Raw genomic sequence first — 17,904 nt, forward strand, 5'->3', positions numbered from 1 at the left:
AAGGGCCCATTCTGAAGGCCCGGCGCCGCCAAGGGAATCAACGCACGTCGAGTTCCGCTATGAGCTTCTTCGGGGCGATCGTGCGGTAACTCTCCTCGATCCAGTCGCACAGCAGCTCAGCGTCCGGGGAGCCCTTCTCCTCCAGCGGGATGCTCACCCAGCCCGCCTTCCCGAGGCCGTACCCGGCGGGCTCCGCGCCCGGCGAGGTCATCGCGTGGGCGTGCGCCGCCTCGTCCTTGAGCTTCACGGTCATGCCCATCGGATAGCTGCCGTCGGTCACACCGAGGAAGACGAACACCTTCTTGTTGACCTTTGCGACGGTCTCGCCCCAGGGGAACTCCTCGGTCGCGCCCGGCAGTCCGAGAGCGAACTCGCGCGCTTTCTCCCACTTCTTCAGGGCGTTCTCGGTCGCGGCCACGGCTGCCTCCGGTTGTTGGTGCGGCTCCTCGCACGGGGTCATGGTTCGGCTCCTCGTACTTCACGCTAACCTCAGCCACCGACAACGGCGCGGGGTGCAGGGCAGAGAGGTGCCATGAGCAGCCAGAACGGGACGGAGCGGGCGTACGACGTCGTGCTCTTCGGAGCCACGGGTTTCGTCGGAAAGCTCACCGCGGAGTACCTCGCCGCCCATGCGCCCGAGGGGCTGCGCTGGGCGATCGCGGCGCGCGACACCGCGAAGCTGGAGCGGCTGCGCGAGCGGCTGGCCTCGATCGATCCGGACTGCGCTCAGCTGCCCCTGCTCCGGGCGGACGCCGCCGATCCGGCCGCCCTGCGCGAACTCGCGGCCCACGCGCGCGTGGTGGCCACGACCGTCGGGCCGTACCTGGAGTATGGCGAGGAGTTGCTCGCCGCCTGCGCGGACGCCGGCACCGACTATGTCGACCTCTGCGGAGAGCCCGAGTTCGTGGACCTCATGTATGTGCGGCACGACGCACGCGCGCGTGAGACCGGGGCGCGGCTGGTGCACGCGTGCGGCTTCGACTCGATTCCGCATGACCTGGGCGCGTACTTCACGGTCCGTCAGCTCCCCGAAGAGGTGCCGCTGAGGGTGGACGGGTTCGTGCGCGCCGACGGGATGTTCTCGGGCGGTACGTTCGGTTCGGCCCTGAACCAGTTCTCGCGCGGGCCACAGATGGTGGCTGCGGCGCGGGACCGCGGGCGGCACGAGCCGCGGCCGGCCGGCCGGCGGGCGTACGCGCCGCTGAGCGCGCCTCGGTACGCCAAGGAGGTCGGGGCGTGGGCGGTGCCGCTGCCCACGATCGACGCGCAGATCGTGCAGCGCTCGGCCCGGGCCCTGGAGCGGTACGGGCCCGACTTCCGCTACCGGCACTACGCGGCGGCCAAGCGGCTGCCGTTCGCGGTGGGCGGGGTGGCCGCGGCCGGTGCGGCCTTCGCGGCAGCGCAGCTGCCGCCGGCCCGGCGCTGGCTGTCGGACCGGCTCAAGCCCGGGGAGGGGCCGAGCGAGGAGAAGCGGGCGAGGAGCTGGTTCTCGGTGCGGTTCGTGGGCGAGGGCGGCGGGCGCCGCGTCTTCACGGAGGTCGCGGGCGGCGATCCCGGTTACGGCGAGACCGCCAAGATGCTCGCCGAGTCAGCCCTGTGCCTGGCCTTCGACGAACTGCCCCCGACGTCGGGCCAGGTCACCACCGCGGTGGCGATGGGCGACCGGCTCATCGAGCGCCTGCGGGAGGCGGGGATCAGCTTCCGGGTCGCGGCCTCTCGCTGAGCGCTGCCGCGACTTCTCGGCCCCACCACCCCATGGCCTCTCGGACCTACCACCCCGTGACCGTGTAGATCATCCCAGCTATCCAGCCGACCCCGGCGAGGACCGCGAGGATCAGGCCCGCCATCAGGGCGCGTTCGACGGGCTGGGTGGGGCTGGCGGTGGGCTTCGGGGCGCGGTGTGTCGTCATGCGGGCCAGCCTGCCGAGCGCGACGGGGCCCTGGCATCCGTACAAGTACTCAGACGACGTACTCAGTCGCCTTCAGGGCCTTGCGGCACAGCGCGTCCGCATGCCGGGTCGTCTCCGGGAGACGGAAGCGCGGCGCGAGTCGCAGGGTGTGGGCGCAGGCGTTGTCCAGGCTCACCCGGTGGCCGACCGAGACGAAGACCGGCTTGACGCCCTGCTGGGTGCGCAGTGCACGGCCGACCTCCTCCTCGCCCGCGAGCAGCGGGGACGAGGATCCGCGCGGGGCGTCCGGCTCCTCGTAGGAGAAGGTGAACGGGTTCTTGGCGACGCCGATCGCCGGCAGTCCCGTGAGGACGCCGAGATGGGCGGCCAGTCCGAAGCGGCGGGGGTGGGCAAGACCGTAGCCGTCGCAGACCACGAGGCCCGGCTCGCACGGCAGCGCGTCGAGGGCGGCCAGAACGGCCGGGAGCTCGCGGAAGGCGAGCAGCCCGGGGACGTAGGGGAAGGGCACCCGCCCCACGGCCGTGGACTCGGCCACGACATCGAGAGTCGCCGCGTCCAGGACGACGGCCGCCGCCACGACGACGTCACGCTCGTCGTCGTACGCCACGTCCACCCCCGTCACCCGGCCGGTTCCCGGCGGCGGCCCCGGCTCGTCGAGTACGACGCGACCGCGCAACTCGTCCTGCACGGCGCGGGCTTGCGCTTCGGTGGCGGGCCAGCCCGCCGGGATGCGTACGGTCGTCATGGTGGGATCGAGCGTACGTGGCCGGGTGACGAGGACGGCGTTCAGACGAGCACGGCGTTCAGCGGCCGAGGGCCCGGGACAGCTCCTCCTTGTTCATCTTGGAGCGGCCCTCGATGTTGCGGCTCTTCGCCTCCTCGTAGAGCTGGTCGTACGTGGCCCCTTCGCGGGACTCACGGCCGCCGCGACGGCCGGTCGAGGTGTCCTGGGCCGACGTGCGACTCGTGGTCTTCGACTCGCCGCGCTGAGCGCGTTCCTTGTCGGTGGTCCGGGCGGCGATCTCCTCGGCGCGCCGCTCGCTCGCGCCGCGTTCGCGTTCGCTTTCCCTGATGTGTTCCTGCTGGCGTTCCCGCTTGGAACTCGAGCCACGTGCCATGGCCGGACTCCTTGCTGCTAGAAGACTGCTGGAAGCCGCCCCTGTCCCAGCCAAGCACGGCCCGCGCCCGCTCGCATCAGCGCTCCAGCCGTGCCACCCGGCCCTGCTCACCGGACGCCCAGCAGCCCAGGTCAGGGGTGCAGTCGACGGTGTCGTACGAGCCTGTGTCGAGGGTGCGCCAGGTCCGGCCGCCGTCCGTGGTGAGGTCGGTTCCGGTGGGGCCGACGGCGAGGGCGGCCGAGCGGCTGTGCGGGAGCCAGGCGACGCCGGAGCGGTAGGCGGGCGGCGGCTGCGCGGCGGGCGTCCAGGTGCGGCCGGCGTCGCCGCTGCCGGCCTGCGGTGACGCCTGGTCCGCGCGGTAGTCGCCGCCGACCGCGAGGCCGTGCGTACGGTCGCGGAAGGCGAGGGCGAAGACTCCGCGCGCCGGGTCGCCCGCGGGAATCGGGGTGTCGGCGGCCGTCCAGGTCAGGCCGCGGTCGGAGGAGTGCAGCACGCGCGCGCGTGCGGCCCCGCCCGTGGCCAGCCACACATCACGCGGCCCCGAGCTGACGAGGCACTGCCCACTGGCGGCGAAGCCCGCCTCGCCCTCCTGCGCCGCGGGCATCCCGTCGCTGGGCAGCACCTTCCAGGAGCGTCCGCCGTCGCTGGTCGACAGGATCCGGAACTTTCCGTCCACGGGGTCGCTCATCGCCAGACCGTGGCGCCGGTCGAAGAAGGTGACGCAGTCATAGAAGGCTCTCGCGTCGGTGTTGCGGAAGGACTCGGTCCAGGTCTCGCCGCCGTCCTCGGTGCGCAGGATCCGGGAGGCCTCGCCCTCGCCGATGGCCAGGACCACGGCACGTCGGCCGTCGAAGGCCTCGATGTCGCGAAACTCCAACTCGCCGCTGCCGGGCGGCGATACGTTCCGCCAGCTCGCGCCGCCGTCGGCCGTGCGCAGCACGGTGCCCTGTGATCCGGCCAGCCAGGCGGTGTTCCGGCTGACGGCGGAGAGACCGCGGAAGCGTACGTCGGTGCCGCTGTCCTTGAGCTCCCAGTGCGGAGGCTGCCGGTCCGGTTCTTCTGCCTGTGCGGGCGCCGTGAGTACGGCGGCGAGCGCGGCCCCGCACACCCCCGTTGCCAACAGCCGTCTCATGAATCTCTTCGGTCGCGTCTTCCCCAAGCCCCTCATGGCGGGCGAAGCTAGCCCACTCCCCCGGTGGCGTCCAGATGCCCCCAAGGGACAGTGGCGGCCACTTCGGTGATTGAAGGCGGTGACACAGGTCACTCGAACTAAGTGCGTCTTCGTGAGCACGGAATGGCTGATTCTGTCGTCTCTTCAAGTGACCGGCGTCATCCGTTCACCGTTCGTCAAGCCGTCACAAGGGAGCAGGCGTTGTCCACTGTCATCGAGCAGCCTGTCGAGGCCCGCCTCGTCGCCGCCGCGCCGCGGATGCCGAGCATTCCCGCGGCGCTCCACTACGACCCCCGTGAACCGTTCGCCGTCCGTATGACCTTCCCGGCCCCGGCCACGCTCGAAGGCGTGGACGTGTGCTGGACCTTCGCCCGCGAGCTGCTCGTCTCAGGTCTGGAGGAGCCGGTGGGTGACGGCGACGTACGGGTCCGGCCCTACGGATACGACCGCATCGTCCTGGAGTTCCACGCTCCCGAGGGCACCGCCGTGGTGCATGTCCGCGCGGGCGAGCTGCGGCGCTTCCTGCAGAGCACGACGGAGCTGGTGCCGCTCGGCCTGGAGCACCAGGACCTGGACCACGCCCTCGCCGAACTGCTGCGGGACGCCGGCTGATCCCTCGTCCCCGCGTCCAGCAGCTCCCGCGCGGCGCGGCGGACGAGCGTGTGCACGGCTCAGTTCCGTTAATTCGTTGACACGAACTGAGCCCCCTCCTACGGTGTACAGCGGTTCTGTTGCCGTCGATTGGAGAAGGACGTTGCTCGTCTGAGGTCCTGAGACACCGCGCCACACCTGTCTGCGTGTGTGCGCCGCGTGCGACCTCGGCATACGAGCCGTCCTCCGGAGCGGGACCTTCCCCGGACCTCCAGGACTCCTGCCCGTCCTTTCGGCCGTCGTCGCCTCCCGGTGCCCTGCCGGTGCCTGCCGGTGTCTCGATACGCGTTGCCCTGACCGCATCAAGCAACCGCGAGGCCCCATGTCAACCTCCCCCACCGCTATCACCTGCACCTCCCTCCGCTTCGCCTGGCCGGACGGCACCACCGTCTTCGACGATCTGCAGGTGGCCTTCGGACCCGGCAGAACCGGGCTCGTCGGCGTCAACGGATCAGGGAAATCAACCCTGTTGAAGCTGATCGCCGGGCAGCTCACCCCGACCGACGGCACCTTCCGGGTGGCGGGCGAGGTCGGCTATCTGCCGCAGAACGTCGCCCTCGACACCTCACTGCGCGTCGACGAGGCACTCGACATCGCCGCCAAACGCGCCGCGCTGCACGCCATCGAGGCGGGCGACGTCGCCGAGCACCACTTCGACGTCGTCGGCGACGACTGGGACGTAGAGGAACGCGCCCTCGCTACACTCGGCGAACTCGGCCTCGGCCACATCGAGTTGGACCGCACCATCGGCGAGGTCTCGGGCGGCGAGTCCGTCCTGCTGCGCCTGGCCGCGCTGCTCCTGCGCCGACCCGACGTACTCCTCCTGGACGAGCCCACCAACAACCTCGACCTGTACGCCCGTCAGCGTCTGTACGCGGCGGTCGAGGCCTGGTCGGGAGTGATGGTCGTGGTCAGCCACGACCGTGAACTCCTCGAACTGGTCGACCAGATCGCGGATCTTCACTCCGGCCAGGTCACTTGGTACGGCGGCAACTTCTCCGCGTACGAGGAGGCCCTCGCCACCGAGCAGGAGGCGGCCGAGCGCATGGTGCGCGTCGCCGAGGCCGACATGAAGAAGCAGAAGCGCGAACTGGCCGACGCGCAGGTCAAGTTGGCCCGTCGCAAGAAATACGGCCAGAAGATGTTCGAGCAGAAGCGCGAGCCGAAGATCGTCATGGGGGCACGCAAACGCGCGGCCCAGGTGTCCGCCGGCAAGCACCGCATCATGCACGAGGACAAGCTCGCCGAGGCCAAGGAACGCCTCGACGAGGCAGTCGACGCCGTACGGGACGACGACGAGATCCGCGTGGAGCTCCCATACACGGCGGTGCCGCCCGGCCGCACCGTACTCACGCTCCAGGACTTGGAGTTGCGGTACGGAGCCCGCGTGGCCGGCGGCTTCGAGCTGCGCGGCCCCGAGCGGATCGCGCTGATCGGACGGAACGGCGCGGGCAAGACGACGCTGCTGCGGACGATCGCGGGGGAACTCGACGCGGCCTCCGGGGAGGCCCGCGCCCACGTACCCCTGCGCTTCTTGCCGCAACGGCTCGACGTACTGGACGACGAACTGACCGTCGCCGAGAACGTGGCGCGCTTCGCGCCGAGCGCCACCAACAACCGGATCCGGGCCCGCCTCGCCCGCTTCCTGTTCAAGGGCGCCCGCGCCGACCAGCGCGCCGCGACCCTCTCCGGCGGCGAACGCTTCCGGGCAACGCTGGCCGCCCTGATCCTGGCCGAGCCCGCACCCCAGCTGCTGATGCTCGACGAGCCGACGAACAACCTCGACATGGCGAGCGTGCGGCAGCTGACCTCGGCCCTGGAGTCGTACGAGGGCGCGCTGATCGTGGCGAGCCACGATGTGCCGTTCCTGGAGTCGATCGGGATCACACGCTGGCTGCTGCTGGAAGGAGAACTCAAGGAAACCACGCCAGAAGCTGTCGGGTATCCCGGCTAGCTTCGCCGGTATGAGCCAACTGACCACCGGTCTTCATCAGTTCATCCAGGTCAAAGGAGCCCGGGAGAACAACCTCCGCGATGTCACTCTCCGTATCCCGAAAGGCCGGCTGACCGTCTTCACCGGCGTTTCGGGGTCGGGGAAGTCGTCCGTCGTCTTCGACACGATCGCGGTCGAGTCGCAGCGGCAGCTGAACGAGACCTTCACCTGGTTCATCCGCAACCGGCTGCCGAAGTACGAGCGGCCGCACGCGGAGGCCATCGACGATCTCTCACCCGCGATCGTCGTCGACCAGCGGCCGGTCGGCGGTCACTCCCGGTCCACCGTGGGCACGATGACGGACGTGTACTCGGTGATCCGGGTGCTGTTCTCGCGGTACGGCACGCCGAGCGCGGGTCCGGCGACCGCGTACTCGTTCAACGATCCGTCGGGCATGTGCCCCGAGTGCGACGGCCTCGGGCGCACGGTCCGGCCCGACTGGGACCGCATCCTGGACCCGGACCGGTCGCTCGCGGACGGCGCGATCCGCTTCCCGCCGTTCGCCGCGGGGACCTGGCAGGGGCAGGCGTACACGAACACCACGGAGCTGGACCCGCACAAGCCGGTACGCCAATTCACCGCTGCCGAGCGGGAGTTCCTGCTGTGCGGGCGCCCCGGGAGCAAGGTCACCATCAACAACTCGGACGGCAGTTGGAGCACCGACTACGAGGGACTCGCCGACCGCTTCGAGCGGTTGTACCTCAAGCGGGACCTGTCGGCGCTCAGCCAGAAGACCCGCGACCAGGTGCAGGGTTTCCTGACGGAGGACACCTGCCCGGTGTGCCACGGGGCACGGCTGAACGCGGCGGCGCTCGCCACCCGCGTCGGCGGCCTGTCCATCGCCGACTGCACCCGGATGCAGGTCAGCGACCTGATCGCGGTACTGAAGGACATCGACGACCCCGTCGCCGGGCCGATCGCGGGCGCGGCCGTGGCCTCGCTGGAGCGGATCGAGGCGATCGGGCTCGGCTACCTCAGCCTCGACCGGGAGACCGCCACGCTCTCCGGCGGCGAGGGCCAGCGCCTGAAGACGGTGCGGCATCTCGGCTCGAGCCTGACCGGGATGACGTACATCTTCGACGAACCGAGCGTCGGGCTGCACCCGCGCGATGTGGGGCGCCTCGGCGATCTGCTGCTGCGGCTGCGTGACAAGGGGAACACCGTGCTGGTCGTCGAGCACGACCCGGACGTCATCGCCCTCGCCGACCATGTCGTGGACCTGGGGCCCGGGGCGGGTGCGGCCGGCGGGCGGGTGGTGTTCGAGGGAACACCGGACGAGCTGGCGGCGGCCGACACCCCCACGGGCCGCTGTCTGCGCCGCCGCACCCAGCTCAAGGAGCGGACCCGGCAGGCCACCGGCGGGCTGTGGGTGAAGGGCGCAGACTTGCACAATTTGCGGGACGTCACGGTCGAGTTCCCCACCGGTGTACTGACCGTGGTGACCGGCGTCGCGGGCTCCGGCAAGAGCACGCTCGTCTCTCAGGCGTTCACGGCCGCCCACCCGGACGCGGTCGTCGTCGACCAGTCGTCCATCGGCATCTCGGCGCGGTCCACCCCGGCGACGTACCTCGGCGTCATGGACACCGTACGAAGGATCTTCGCGCGGGAGACGGGAACCGCGCCAGGGCTGTTCAGCTTCAACTCCGAAGGCGCGTGCGGGACTTGTCAGGGGCGCGGAATCAGCTACACGGATCTCGCGTTCATGGATCCGGTGACCACGACCTGCCCCGACTGCGAGGGACGGCGCTTCAAGGACGAGGTGCTGCGGCTGACCGTGGGCGGCAACTCCATCGTCGACGTACTGGAGATGACGGCCGATCAGGCCCTGGAGTTCTTCACGGACACGGGCGTACGCCGCCGTCTGCGCGCCCTGCGGGACGTGGGGCTCACGTACTTGGCCCTGGGTCAGTCCCTGTCCACGCTCTCCGGAGGGGAGCGGCAGCGGATCAAACTGGCGACCCGGTTGCATCGGACCGGGGCGGTGTACGTACTGGACGAGCCGACGACCGGGCTGCACATGTCGGACGTCGACGGGCTGCTCGCCCTCCTCGACCGGCTGGTCGACACCGGCAACACTGTGCTGGTGGTCGAGCACAACCTGGACGTCGTTGCGCACGCCGACTGGGTCATCGACCTCGGGCCCGACGGAGGCAAGGACGGCGGACAGGTGATCTTCGAAGGACCGCCGCGTCGGCTGCTCGACGTGGCGGGATCGTTCACGGCCGAACACCTGCGACGGGCGGTCGGCACGGGCTGAGCCGGAGGGGTACGCGGGCCCGGCGCCGAAGCGCTGACCATGGGGGCTGTCGCCGGGTGGGACACGGGCTGCATGATGTGCGGATACACCCCTGCGAACCCCTTCGATTCGGAGACCCGCGCGTGCCCAGCCAGAAGGCCCTCATCCGCCGACCCAGCCCCCGACTGGCCGAAGGACTGGTCACGTACATCGAGCGGGAACCGGTCGACGCCGAGCTCGCGATGCGGCAGTGGGAGGCGTACGTCGAGGCGCTGGGCGCGCACGGCTGGGAGACCATCGAGGTGGAGCCCGAGGACGACTGTCCCGACTCGGTGTTCGTGGAGGACACGGTGGTCGTCTTCCGCAACGTGGCGCTCATCGCGCGCCCGGGCGCCGAGTCGCGGCGTGAGGAGACCGCCGGGGTCGAGGAGGCCGTGGCCCGGCTCGGCTGCTCGGTGAACTGGGTGTGGGAGCCGGGCACGCTCGACGGCGGCGACGTCCTGAAGATCGGCGACACCGTGTATGTGGGGCGCGGCGGGCGTACCAACGCGGCGGGCATCCAGCAGCTGCGGGCCGCCTTCGAACCGCTCGGCGCCCGCGTGGTCGCCGTACCGGTGAGCAAGGTGCTGCATCTGAAGTCGGCGGTCACCGCGCTGCCCGACGGCACGGTCATCGGGCACGGGCCGCTGGTGGACACGCCTTCGCTGTTCCCGCGCTTCCTGTCGGTGCCGGAGGAGTCCGGCGCCCATGTCGTGCTCCTGGGCGGCGGAAAGCTGCTGATGGCGGCGAGCGCGCCCAAGACCGCCGAACTGTTCGCCGATCTCGGCCATGAACCGGTCCTCGTGGACATCAGCGAGTTCGAGAAGCTCGAGGGCTGTGTGACGTGCCTCTCGGTCCGGCTGCGGGAGCTCTATGCCTGACCGACCGGCCGGGGCGGCCACCCCGCCGGGGACCTGCGGGTCCGTGTGAGGCAGGCTTACAGGCGAAGATCCCGCTGTTCAGGGGCCGTTCACCCTTGTGGCGGGCTTTTATAGCGCCCTTAACCTACGGTGCCGTAACCTACGGTCTCGTAGCCTACGATGCCGTAGGTTCGTGCCCTCCGCTCGTACGTCCCCCTGGAGCACCCATGACGATCACTTCCCCTCACCTCGGCAGCCCGTCCTCCGCCTGGACCGACGCTCGTCTGCTGTACGCGCTGGAGGAAGTTGTCGAGCAAGAGCTCAACCGGCACCTGAAGGTCGCCAAGGACTGGATGCCGCACGAGTACGTGCCGTGGAGCGACGGCCGGAACTTCCCGGGCATCTTCGAGGACGGCGAGGCCTGGGAGAAGGAGCAGTCCAAGGTCACCGAGATCGGCCGGATCGCGCTGGTGGTGAACCTGCTCACCGAGGACAACCTCCCCAGCTACCATCACGAGATCGCCAGCCTCTTCGGCCGTGACGGCGCGTGGGGCACCTGGGTGCACCGCTGGACGGCCGAGGAGGGCCGGCACGGCATCGTGATGCGGGACTACCTGCTCACCTCGCGCGCGGTGGACCCGGACAAGCTGGAGCAGTTCCGCATGGCCCACATGAGCGAGGGCTTCGAGTCGGACAACCGCCACTCGATGCTGCACTCGGTGGCCTACGTCGCCTTCCAGGAGCTGGCGACCCGCGTCTCGCACCGCAACACCGGCCACCAGTCGGGTGACCCGGTCTGCGACCGCATGCTGGCGCGCATCGCGACCGACGAGAACCTCCACATGGTCTTCTACCGCAACCTGCTGAAGGCGGCCTTCGACCTCGCGCCCGACCTGACGATGCAGGCGGTGCGCGACGTGATCGTGAACTTCCGCATGCCCGGTCACGGGATGCCCGGCTTCGAGCGGGCCGCCGCGCAGATGGCGATCGGCGAGGTCTACAACATGCGCATCCACCACGACGACGTCATCCAGCCCGTGCTGCGCTTCCTGAAGGTCCTGGAGATCGACGGTCTCGGCCCGGAGGGCCTCAAGGCGCAGGAGGAACTCGGCCTGTACATGGGCGGCCTGGACGCGGAGGCGTCCAAGTTCGACGAGAAGCTGGCGGCGCGCAAGGCCAGGATGGCGGCGCGCGCCCAGGCGTGAGCACCCGGCCCACGCCCCTCCCTCAAGCGCCCGGCCCAACGGCCGGGCGCTATTCGTGCGCCGTGACCACGCCCAGTGCTGCGTCGCGGACGTCGGGCAGTGCGTGACGGCGTAGCAGCCTGAGGTGTTCGCGCCAAGTAGCGGGCCAGGCTGTACGGATGCCGAGGGCACCGGTGAGGGCTACGGCGAGCAAGCCTTGGGCGTGGCCGCCGTGGGCGATCAGGCGGCGGGTCACGTGCAGCAGGGCCTCGGGGTCGCCCTCGTGCACCTGGCGACGCAGCCGCTCGCCGACCTCCTGTGCCATGCGGGCCGCAAGCGCCGGGCGGCCCTCGGTGAGAGCGGCCAGGCGGTCCAGCCGCTCCAGGTCCGCGTCCAGGTCCAGGTGGAACGCGGTGATCTCGGCGGCCTGCGGAACGAAGTCGTCGTACTCCGCGAGGAGTTCACTCGCGGCGAGGGCGGCAGGGCGAATGGGGCGCGGGGCGGATCTGGCCTGATGGCCGAGGCGGAGGCGGAGGCTTTCGATACGGCGGCGGGCGGGGCGGTCGCGAAGTTCCTCGGCGTCGTGCAGGGCCTCCACGGTCGGGGGCGCACTCTCCGTCCCCGCCAGCGCCCGCAACGCCCGTAGCAAGCCCTCGCCGCCCCGCTCCGATCCCGCCGCGGCCGTCACGAGGCCGTTCGCGGCGGCGTGCCAGGAGACGCGCTCCGCCAGGTTCGCGGCGGCGTCGGCCAGCACCGTCGGCGCGTCCGGCGACCACGGCGCCCAGCGGGCCAGCGCGTCGAAGGCCACGGTCGCCGTCTCCGGGTCGTCGGTGTCGCAGACGTCGCGCACCAGGCGGGCGTACCGCTCGCGGTGCGGCTCGGAAAGATCCAGCGGCGAGACGCGCAGAACAGCCGTGCGCAGGACGGGTTCCGCGCCCGCGGCATCGCCCAACAGCCCCCACACCGCCTCCTCGGCGAGCAGCGGGCCCGCGAAGGCGACGCAGGCGGCGCGTACGTCGCGATGGGTGCCCTCCCGTGCGTACGCCTCCGTGAGCAGCTCCGCCGCCCGCGGCACTGGGATGCGTACGGCGGCCAGGCGGGCGGCCTCCTTGCGGCTGGTCACTTTGGCGTCCGGTCCGAGCAGCATGGCGCGGAGTTGCTCGGCGAGGAGAGACGGCGCCGCGTACCGGGACGCCTGTGTGGCCGCGTACACCGCCACGCGCGCGTGCTCGCCGCCCGCGTGCGCGAGCAGTTCGGGCAGCGCGTCGGCGGGCCGGTCGGTGTCGGCGAGGGCGGCGAGGGCTGCCTCGGTGAGGACGTCGTCCTCGGAGTCGGTCCAGCGGCGTACGAGATCGGCGCCGATGCCCGGCACGAGCGCACTCTGCTCGACGGCCGCGGTCCGCTGGTACAGCAGGAGCCCGTCGTCCTCGGCAAGGGCCGCCAACTGTCGGGCCACCGCCTGCTGTTGACGCGGCACCCAGCGCCGGATGTCGCGGTCCACCCATACGGCCCACGGGCTGCCCTTGGTCAGGAACCGACCGTACGGCGGGGTGTCTGCCAGCAGAGGGTCGAGCAGGTCCGTACGGCACCGGGTGACGATCGCCTGGACCGTCGGCAGCGCACCGGCGGACGGCTCAAGGGCGAGGATCCGTGCCACCCTCTCGCCCTGGGTCGCGTGCGGATCGAGCCACAGGTCGACCGCCTCGCGCGCGGTCGTGTCACTGCCGTAGCGGATGGCCTGCCACAGGAGTTCCTGCAGCTCGGGCATGCCGACGGCGCGTCGGCCCACGGCTCGGGTGAGCGCGAAGGCGAGGCTGTAGTCGGACTTCTCGGCACCCGCCTCGATCCAGGGGCGCAGCGCCTCGTACACCTGGTGTTCCTGGCCACGCCGCAGCGTGTGGTCGAGGCGGCCGAGATCGGTGTCGCCGGTGTTGCCGGAGATCCGCACCAGGGTGCGCAGCGCCCAGTTCACCAACTCCCGTCGCCCGCTTGCCGCGTGCTCGCGCAGCACACCGACGGCGAGCCGGCTCAGGTGGTACCGGGTGTCGGACGAGGAGTCGGGGGCCTGGACGGCGTCGACGGCGATGCGGTCGAGGTGCGGTTCGGCGTCCTCGGTGAACAGCGCGGGCCTGACCCGGCAGAGCGCTCCGAGCGCCGCCTCGCGCACCGGGTCCTGCTCGTTGCGCAGCCGCCCCATCTCCTCCAGTACGGCGGTGACGGCCTCAGGGTCGCCGGAGCGGTCCGCGTTGCGGATCAGGAACGACCAGGCCTCGACGCGGTCCTCGGCGGCCGGACGTCGGGTGGCCTCGACGAGCCGTTCGCGCACCTCGGCGACGGGCAGGAAGGATTCGAAGCGCAGCACCTGGATCTCCCGGCTGCCGCCTTCGCGCAGCGTCGTGGCCATCCGGCGGGCCTCGTCGGCGACATGGCTGCGGGGCAGCGCTTCGAGAAGGCTCTCGTCGAGCGGCCCGGCGCCCCGGCCCTCGTACACCTCGGTGTAGAAGGCGTGCCGCTGCGCGGGCGGCAACGCCCTGAGGAGCGGGGGAAGGCTGCCGTACGGCACCAACGTCCTGCCGTACGCGACGAGTTCGGGCGCCCCGGAGCGGGCCAGCCGACGCCGCACGGTGGCGCTCATCGAGTGGACGCCGAGGACGCCGGACCAGGCGGGCGTGAGGAGCAGCCGCACCACGCGCTGTGGGTCGGCGGTGGCGAACGCGGGTACGTGGTCGCGGAGTTGGTGGGGCAGGGTCGCGGGGCCGAGGCGTTCGAGGAGGTCGAGCACGCGCAGGGGCTCGGCGGGCGCCACGGCGGCGACGGCGACCGCGTAACGGGCCCACCAGGCGCCGCGCATCGCCTCGGGCAGGCCGGTCAACTCCCGTTCCGCCACGTCGAGAAGAGCACCGGGATGCCGTCTGGCGAGCTGCCGCCATCCGGTGACCGCGTGGAACAGCTCGGGCAGCAGCCGGGCGATCGTGTCCGCCGAACAGCCGGGCAGCAGTCGGGCCGCCTCGGCGTCGCCCCAGTCACGTCGCAGACCGTCGATCAGCCGGTCGGCGAGCGTGGTGCGCCGCCCGGCCACGATCGCGCGCAGCAGCCCGCGACGGATGGCCTCGGGCGCGTCCGCGAGCGCCGACTCGTAGACGGAGTCGGCAACTTGAAGGCTGTCGGCGACGCACAGCGCGTGTCCCCGGACGTACGGATCGGGGTCGGCGACGCGTTCGGCGATCCACTCGGCGTCACGGGCGACGGACGCCGCGACGACGGCGATCCCGCGCTCGTAGGGGCCGCGGGCTTCGAGTGCCTCCAGCACGGGCCGCAGCGGGTGGCGCAAGTCCCGTACACGCGCGGCGAGTTCGCGCATACGCTGCGGATACGGAAGCGGGTCGAGGACGTTCAGCAAGCTCTCGGCCTCGTGCTGCGGGGTGCTGGGCATGCGCTGGATTCTGCATGCTCATGGCTGCCACGCGGACTGAATTCCGAGAAACGGAGGTCTACTGCCGCGTCCGCCGGAGGCTGAGCCGTTCCTTCTCGGACAGGCCGCCCCAGACGCCGAACCGTTCGTCGTTCGCGAGCGCGTACTCAAGGCAGGCGGACCGCATCTCGCACAGCCCACAGATACGCTTCGCCTCACGCACCGAACTCCCCGGTTCGGGAAAGAAGAAGTCGGCCCCGGTCTGCGCGCACAACGCCTGCTCCTGCCAGGAGAGGTCGGGTGCGGCGATGCTTTCGAAGTGCATGGCGGAGATGGTTCCGGGCAACGAAAAACGTTCGCTCAACGTGGGATCAACGGGTGCCTCCGGCGGTTGGGCGGGTGGGTTCGTTGTCGGCTGCCGGTCCGTCGTGGTTGCTCGCGCCGTTCCCCGCGGGGTGCCTCCGGCGGTTTGCCGGGTGCGGGTGCGTGGTGGTTGCTCGCGCCGTTCCCCGCGCCCCTGGGGTCCGGTGGGTGGGTCGGGGCCGTGGGCCAGTGCGTCAGCCCGTCGCAGGCCGGGCGTACGGCCCGGTGTCGGTACACGGTGCGGGTGGCCTGAGACCGAACCTACGCGACGGGCATACGACGCACCGGCCCACGGCCCCTCCCGCCGGTGGGCAGGTGCGGGTCCGTTGGGGTGCGGGCTTATTCCGGGTGCGGTCAACTTCTGAACGGAGGAAGATTCCGAGAGCGCTCTCAGTCATAACCCTTGACGCCTCAACTCCCCCTGGGGACATTGGTGCAGACCGCAGGAGCCGGGCCGATCCCCACACACATCGGCCCGCTCGGCAACCCCCCACGCCCCAGGAGACCTTCCGTGATCTCACGCAGAATGTTCCTGACCGGAGCCGCCGCCCTAGGAACCGCCGCCAGCTACCCCGCCTGGGGAAGCGCTCTCAGCCCTGCCGCCCAGGCCGCCCCCGCCACCTGCGAACTCGCCCTGCAGAACGCCTCGTTGCCGGGCACGATCCGCGCATACGTCACCGGGCACGAGCAGTCCACCGGCAACTGGGTACTACTGCGGGCCGACGGTGCCGTCTACCGGCCCGAGTCGCCCTCGGCGCCCCAGACCCCGCTGCCCGTCGACTGCGCCATCCCGCTCGGCGCCGCCGGTTCCGCACCGAAGGTGTTGACGCTGCCTCAGATGTACGGCGCCCGCGTCTACTTCGTACGCGACGACACGCTCGACTTCTTCCTCAACCCGGGTCCCGCCCTGGTCGAACCCGCCTTCGCCACGCCCACCGACGCGAACTACGGCAAGACGTGGTCGTTCTGCGAGTTCACGTTCAACCCCCAGCAGCTGTACGCCAACATCAGTTACGTCGACCTGGTGACCGCCCTGCCGATCGGCCTGACCCTGGAGGGCGATGCCACGCACACCGTCGCCCCGCTGCCCGACGGCGCCGTCGACAAGATCGCGTCGGATCTCGCGGCGCAGGCGGCGAAGGACGGACAGCCCTGGGACAAGCTCGTCATCCGGGGCGACGGCGGCAGCGTACTGCGGGTGATCTCCCCGCAGAACCTGATGGCGCCCTACTTCGACCGCCCCGCCGAAATGCCGTTCCGCGACGTCTGGAACAGCTATATCGACCAGGTCTGGGAGAAGTACCGTACGACCGATCTCAAGATCGATCTCCAGGGCGGGCGGGGCGTGTTCACCGGCCGGGTCAGCGGCGACACCCTCACCTTCAACGGCGGCCACACCTTCGCCAAGCCCACGTCGAAGGACATCTTCACCTGCAACCACGGCCCGTTCACCAACAACCCGAGCGACCCCGACGACAAGAAGGGCCTCCTCGCCCGCCTCGCCGCCGGCTTCAACCGCTCCATCATGCTCACGCACGCCTCTCAGCCGAACGGTGCGACAGCGGCCGACTACTACAAGGGTGAGATCACCAACCACTGGTCGCGTGTGGTGCACGCCAACTCCCCCATCGGCTACGCCTTTCCGTACGACGACGTCCGCCCGGACGGCGAACCGGACGTGTCGGGGGCGGCACATGACGGGAACCCGCGACGGTTCACGGTGACGGTGGGTTCTTAGCCCTGGTAGGCAGCGGTCAGGGGGCGCCCCTTCAGGGGCGCGGGGCTGTATCAATATGCGGCTCCGCCACGCGGGCGCGACCAGCCACAACGAGCCCGCGCCCTACTACCCTGCGGGGCAGACGCGTTCGCGAAACCCTACGCGGAGGCGCGCCGCACCAACGTCGTCGGCAGGACAACGCTGGAGGGCGCCCCCACCAAGCCCTCCTGCGAGCCCGCGCCGGCGGACCCGGCAGAGCTCAGCCCCCGCAACAGCAGCCGAGCCATCAACCGGCCCATCTCCTCGATGTCCTGACGAACCGTCGTAAGAGATGGGTCGGTCTGCTCCGCAACCGGCAACATGTCATCGAACCCGATCAACGCGACATCCTCGGGTACCCGAAGCCCCCGCTCCCGCAAAACCCGCAGAGCCCCCGAAGCCATCAAGTCATTCGCGGCGAACACACCGTCCAAGTCCGGGCAACCGTCCAGAAGTTGACGCATCGCGCGCTCGCCGCCCGCCGGGGTGAAGTCGCCCTCCGCGATCAGCCGGGGGTCGGCGTCCACCATGACGTCACGGAACCCGTCGAGCCGGTCGACCGCCGAGGTCTGGTCGAGGGCGCCGGTGATGTGGGCGATGCGCGTACGGCCGAGCGCGGCGAGATGGCGTACGGCCTCGCGTGCGCCACCGCGGTTGTCGCTGTCGACGTAGACCGCGCTGCGCGTCCCGCCGCCCCAGCCGGGCCGCCCGCCGAACACGGTCGGCACGCCGGCGCCATGGATCAGTTCGGGCAGCGGGTCGTCGAGGTGCAGGGAGAAGACGAGCGCGCCGTCGACATGGCCGCCGGCCAGATAGCGGCCCACCCGCGCATGGTCGTCGCGGCCCTCGGTGAGCAGCAGTACGAGCTGGGAGTCATGCGCGGTCAACTCCTTGCTGATGCCCCGGAGTTGGAGCGCGAAGAAGGGGTCGGCGAAGACCCTGGTCTCGGGTTCGGCGATCACCACGGCGACCGCGTCGTGCCGCCGGGTGACGAGGCTGCGCGCGGCCTGGTTCGGGACGTAACCGAGCTCTTCGACGGCCCGCCTGACCCGCTCGACGAGGGGCTCCCGCACCCCGTCCCCGCCGTTGACGACACGCGACGCGGTGGCCCGGGAAACCCCCGCCCGGGCCGCCACCGCCTCCAACGTGGGGCGCGACGCGGTCGACGACTCGGACACCTCGGAACTCCTCAGGGCAGCGGTTCCGGGTCA

15 protein-coding genes are annotated in these 17,904 nt (G+C 70.9%); 7 read left to right on the top strand and 8 right to left on the bottom strand.

The window, feature by feature from the left end; translation table 11 throughout:
- Positions 1 to 37: 37 nt before the first annotated feature.
- Positions 38 to 460 carry an MmcQ/YjbR family DNA-binding protein gene (locus tag ACYVO6_RS46600; RefSeq protein WP_461072591.1) on the bottom strand — a complete coding sequence of 141 codons (423 nt, stop codon included), beginning with the start codon at positions 458 to 460 and terminating at the stop codon, positions 38 to 40.
- 72 nt (positions 461 to 532) lie between these two features.
- Here ACYVO6_RS46600 and ACYVO6_RS46605 point away from each other — a divergent pair, with 72 nt between their 5' ends.
- Positions 533 to 1,723 (top strand): saccharopine dehydrogenase family protein, encoded by a 1,191-nt coding sequence (locus tag ACYVO6_RS46605; protein ID WP_461072593.1) that lies wholly within the window; start codon positions 533 to 535, stop codon positions 1,721 to 1,723.
- A gap of 46 nt (positions 1,724 to 1,769) precedes the next feature.
- Here the strand turns inward: ACYVO6_RS46605 and mmpA are convergent, their stop codons facing one another.
- The 4 genes from mmpA to ACYVO6_RS46625 form a co-directional block, all read right to left on the bottom strand.
- Complete coding sequence (gene mmpA / locus ACYVO6_RS46610; RefSeq protein ID WP_461072595.1) at positions 1,770 to 1,910, bottom strand: morphogenic membrane protein MmpA; 141 nt, start codon at positions 1,908 to 1,910, stop codon at positions 1,770 to 1,772.
- A gap of 49 nt (positions 1,911 to 1,959) precedes the next feature.
- Entirely contained in the window at positions 1,960 to 2,655 is a 696-nt protein-coding gene (locus tag ACYVO6_RS46615; RefSeq protein WP_461072597.1) for an endonuclease V, read from the bottom strand.
- Positions 2,656 to 2,713: 58 nt separating this feature from the next.
- Positions 2,714 to 3,028, bottom strand: a complete 315-nt coding sequence (locus ACYVO6_RS46620; RefSeq protein ID WP_352368425.1) for a plasmid stabilization protein — start codon at positions 3,026 to 3,028, stop codon at positions 2,714 to 2,716.
- Positions 3,029 to 3,104: 76 nt separating this feature from the next.
- On the bottom strand, positions 3,105 to 4,160 hold the full coding sequence (locus ACYVO6_RS46625) for a WD40/YVTN/BNR-like repeat-containing protein (RefSeq protein WP_461072600.1): 1,056 nt from the start codon (positions 4,158 to 4,160) through the stop codon (positions 3,105 to 3,107).
- A gap of 240 nt (positions 4,161 to 4,400) precedes the next feature.
- Here ACYVO6_RS46625 and ssgD point away from each other — a divergent pair, with 240 nt between their 5' ends.
- The 5 genes from ssgD to ACYVO6_RS46650 all read left to right on the top strand — a co-directional run bounded on the left by ssgD (position 4,401) and on the right by ACYVO6_RS46650 (position 11,183).
- On the top strand, positions 4,401 to 4,811 hold the full coding sequence (gene ssgD / locus ACYVO6_RS46630) for a spore wall synthesis regulator SsgD (protein ID WP_461072602.1): 411 nt from the start codon (positions 4,401 to 4,403) through the stop codon (positions 4,809 to 4,811).
- 361 nt (positions 4,812 to 5,172) lie between these two features.
- Complete coding sequence (locus ACYVO6_RS46635; protein ID WP_461072604.1) at positions 5,173 to 6,804, top strand: ABC-F family ATP-binding cassette domain-containing protein; 1,632 nt, start codon at positions 5,173 to 5,175, stop codon at positions 6,802 to 6,804.
- A gap of 10 nt (positions 6,805 to 6,814) precedes the next feature.
- Positions 6,815 to 9,100, top strand: coding sequence for an ATP-binding cassette domain-containing protein (locus tag ACYVO6_RS46640; protein ID WP_461072606.1), 2,286 nt, complete (start codon positions 6,815 to 6,817; stop codon positions 9,098 to 9,100).
- A gap of 122 nt (positions 9,101 to 9,222) precedes the next feature.
- A complete protein-coding gene (gene ddaH, locus ACYVO6_RS46645; protein ID WP_461072608.1) occupies positions 9,223 to 9,999 on the top strand; it encodes a dimethylargininase in 777 nt (258 codons plus the stop codon).
- 206 nt (positions 10,000 to 10,205) lie between these two features.
- Complete coding sequence (locus tag ACYVO6_RS46650) at positions 10,206 to 11,183, top strand: acyl-ACP desaturase (RefSeq protein ID WP_461072610.1); 978 nt, start codon at positions 10,206 to 10,208, stop codon at positions 11,181 to 11,183.
- A 49-nt stretch (positions 11,184 to 11,232) separates the two neighbouring features.
- Here the strand turns inward: ACYVO6_RS46650 and ACYVO6_RS46655 are convergent, their stop codons facing one another.
- Positions 11,233 to 14,595, bottom strand: a complete 3,363-nt coding sequence (locus ACYVO6_RS46655; protein WP_461072612.1) for a hypothetical protein — start codon at positions 14,593 to 14,595, stop codon at positions 11,233 to 11,235.
- A 58-nt stretch (positions 14,596 to 14,653) separates the two neighbouring features.
- The gene (locus ACYVO6_RS46660; protein WP_461072614.1) at positions 14,654 to 14,899 is read right to left on the bottom strand and encodes a WhiB family transcriptional regulator; all 246 of its coding nucleotides are present in this window, start codon (positions 14,897 to 14,899) and stop codon (positions 14,654 to 14,656) included.
- A gap of 564 nt (positions 14,900 to 15,463) precedes the next feature.
- On the opposite strand from ACYVO6_RS46660, the gene ACYVO6_RS46665 reads away from it, so the two are divergent.
- Positions 15,464 to 16,675, top strand: a complete 1,212-nt coding sequence (locus ACYVO6_RS46665) for a glycoside hydrolase family 64 protein (RefSeq protein WP_461072693.1) — start codon at positions 15,464 to 15,466, stop codon at positions 16,673 to 16,675.
- Between the two features lie 137 nt (positions 16,676 to 16,812).
- Here ACYVO6_RS46665 and ACYVO6_RS46670 read toward each other — a convergent pair whose 3' ends face one another.
- A complete protein-coding gene (locus tag ACYVO6_RS46670; RefSeq protein WP_461072616.1) occupies positions 16,813 to 17,871 on the bottom strand; it encodes a LacI family DNA-binding transcriptional regulator in 1,059 nt (352 codons plus the stop codon).
- Positions 17,872 to 17,904 lie beyond the last annotated feature (33 nt).

The organism is Streptomyces pseudoechinosporeus, assembly GCF_054783935.1.

Bases quoted from the DNA above. Each gene is read 5' to 3' on its own strand.
- ACYVO6_RS46600 (WP_461072591.1), bottom strand. From the start codon at position 460: ATGACCCCGTGCGAGGAGCCGCACCAACAACCGGAGGCAGCCGTGGCC.
- ACYVO6_RS46605 (WP_461072593.1), top strand. From the start codon at position 533: ATGAGCAGCCAGAACGGGACGGAGCGGGCGTACGACGTCGTGCTCTTC.
- mmpA (WP_461072595.1), bottom strand. From the start codon at position 1,910: ATGACGACACACCGCGCCCCGAAGCCCACCGCCAGCCCCACCCAGCCC.
- ACYVO6_RS46615 (WP_461072597.1), bottom strand. From the start codon at position 2,655: ATGACGACCGTACGCATCCCGGCGGGCTGGCCCGCCACCGAAGCGCAA.
- ACYVO6_RS46620 (WP_352368425.1), bottom strand. From the start codon at position 3,028: ATGGCACGTGGCTCGAGTTCCAAGCGGGAACGCCAGCAGGAACACATC.
- ACYVO6_RS46625 (WP_461072600.1), bottom strand. From the start codon at position 4,160: ATGAGACGGCTGTTGGCAACGGGGGTGTGCGGGGCCGCGCTCGCCGCC.
- ACYVO6_RS46635 (WP_461072604.1), top strand. From the start codon at position 5,173: ATGTCAACCTCCCCCACCGCTATCACCTGCACCTCCCTCCGCTTCGCC.
- ACYVO6_RS46640 (WP_461072606.1), top strand. From the start codon at position 6,815: ATGAGCCAACTGACCACCGGTCTTCATCAGTTCATCCAGGTCAAAGGA.
- ACYVO6_RS46650 (WP_461072610.1), top strand. From the start codon at position 10,206: ATGACGATCACTTCCCCTCACCTCGGCAGCCCGTCCTCCGCCTGGACC.
- ACYVO6_RS46655 (WP_461072612.1), bottom strand. From the start codon at position 14,595: ATGCCCAGCACCCCGCAGCACGAGGCCGAGAGCTTGCTGAACGTCCTC.
- ACYVO6_RS46660 (WP_461072614.1), bottom strand. From the start codon at position 14,899: ATGCACTTCGAAAGCATCGCCGCACCCGACCTCTCCTGGCAGGAGCAG.
- ACYVO6_RS46665 (WP_461072693.1), top strand. From the start codon at position 15,464: ATGTTCCTGACCGGAGCCGCCGCCCTAGGAACCGCCGCCAGCTACCCC.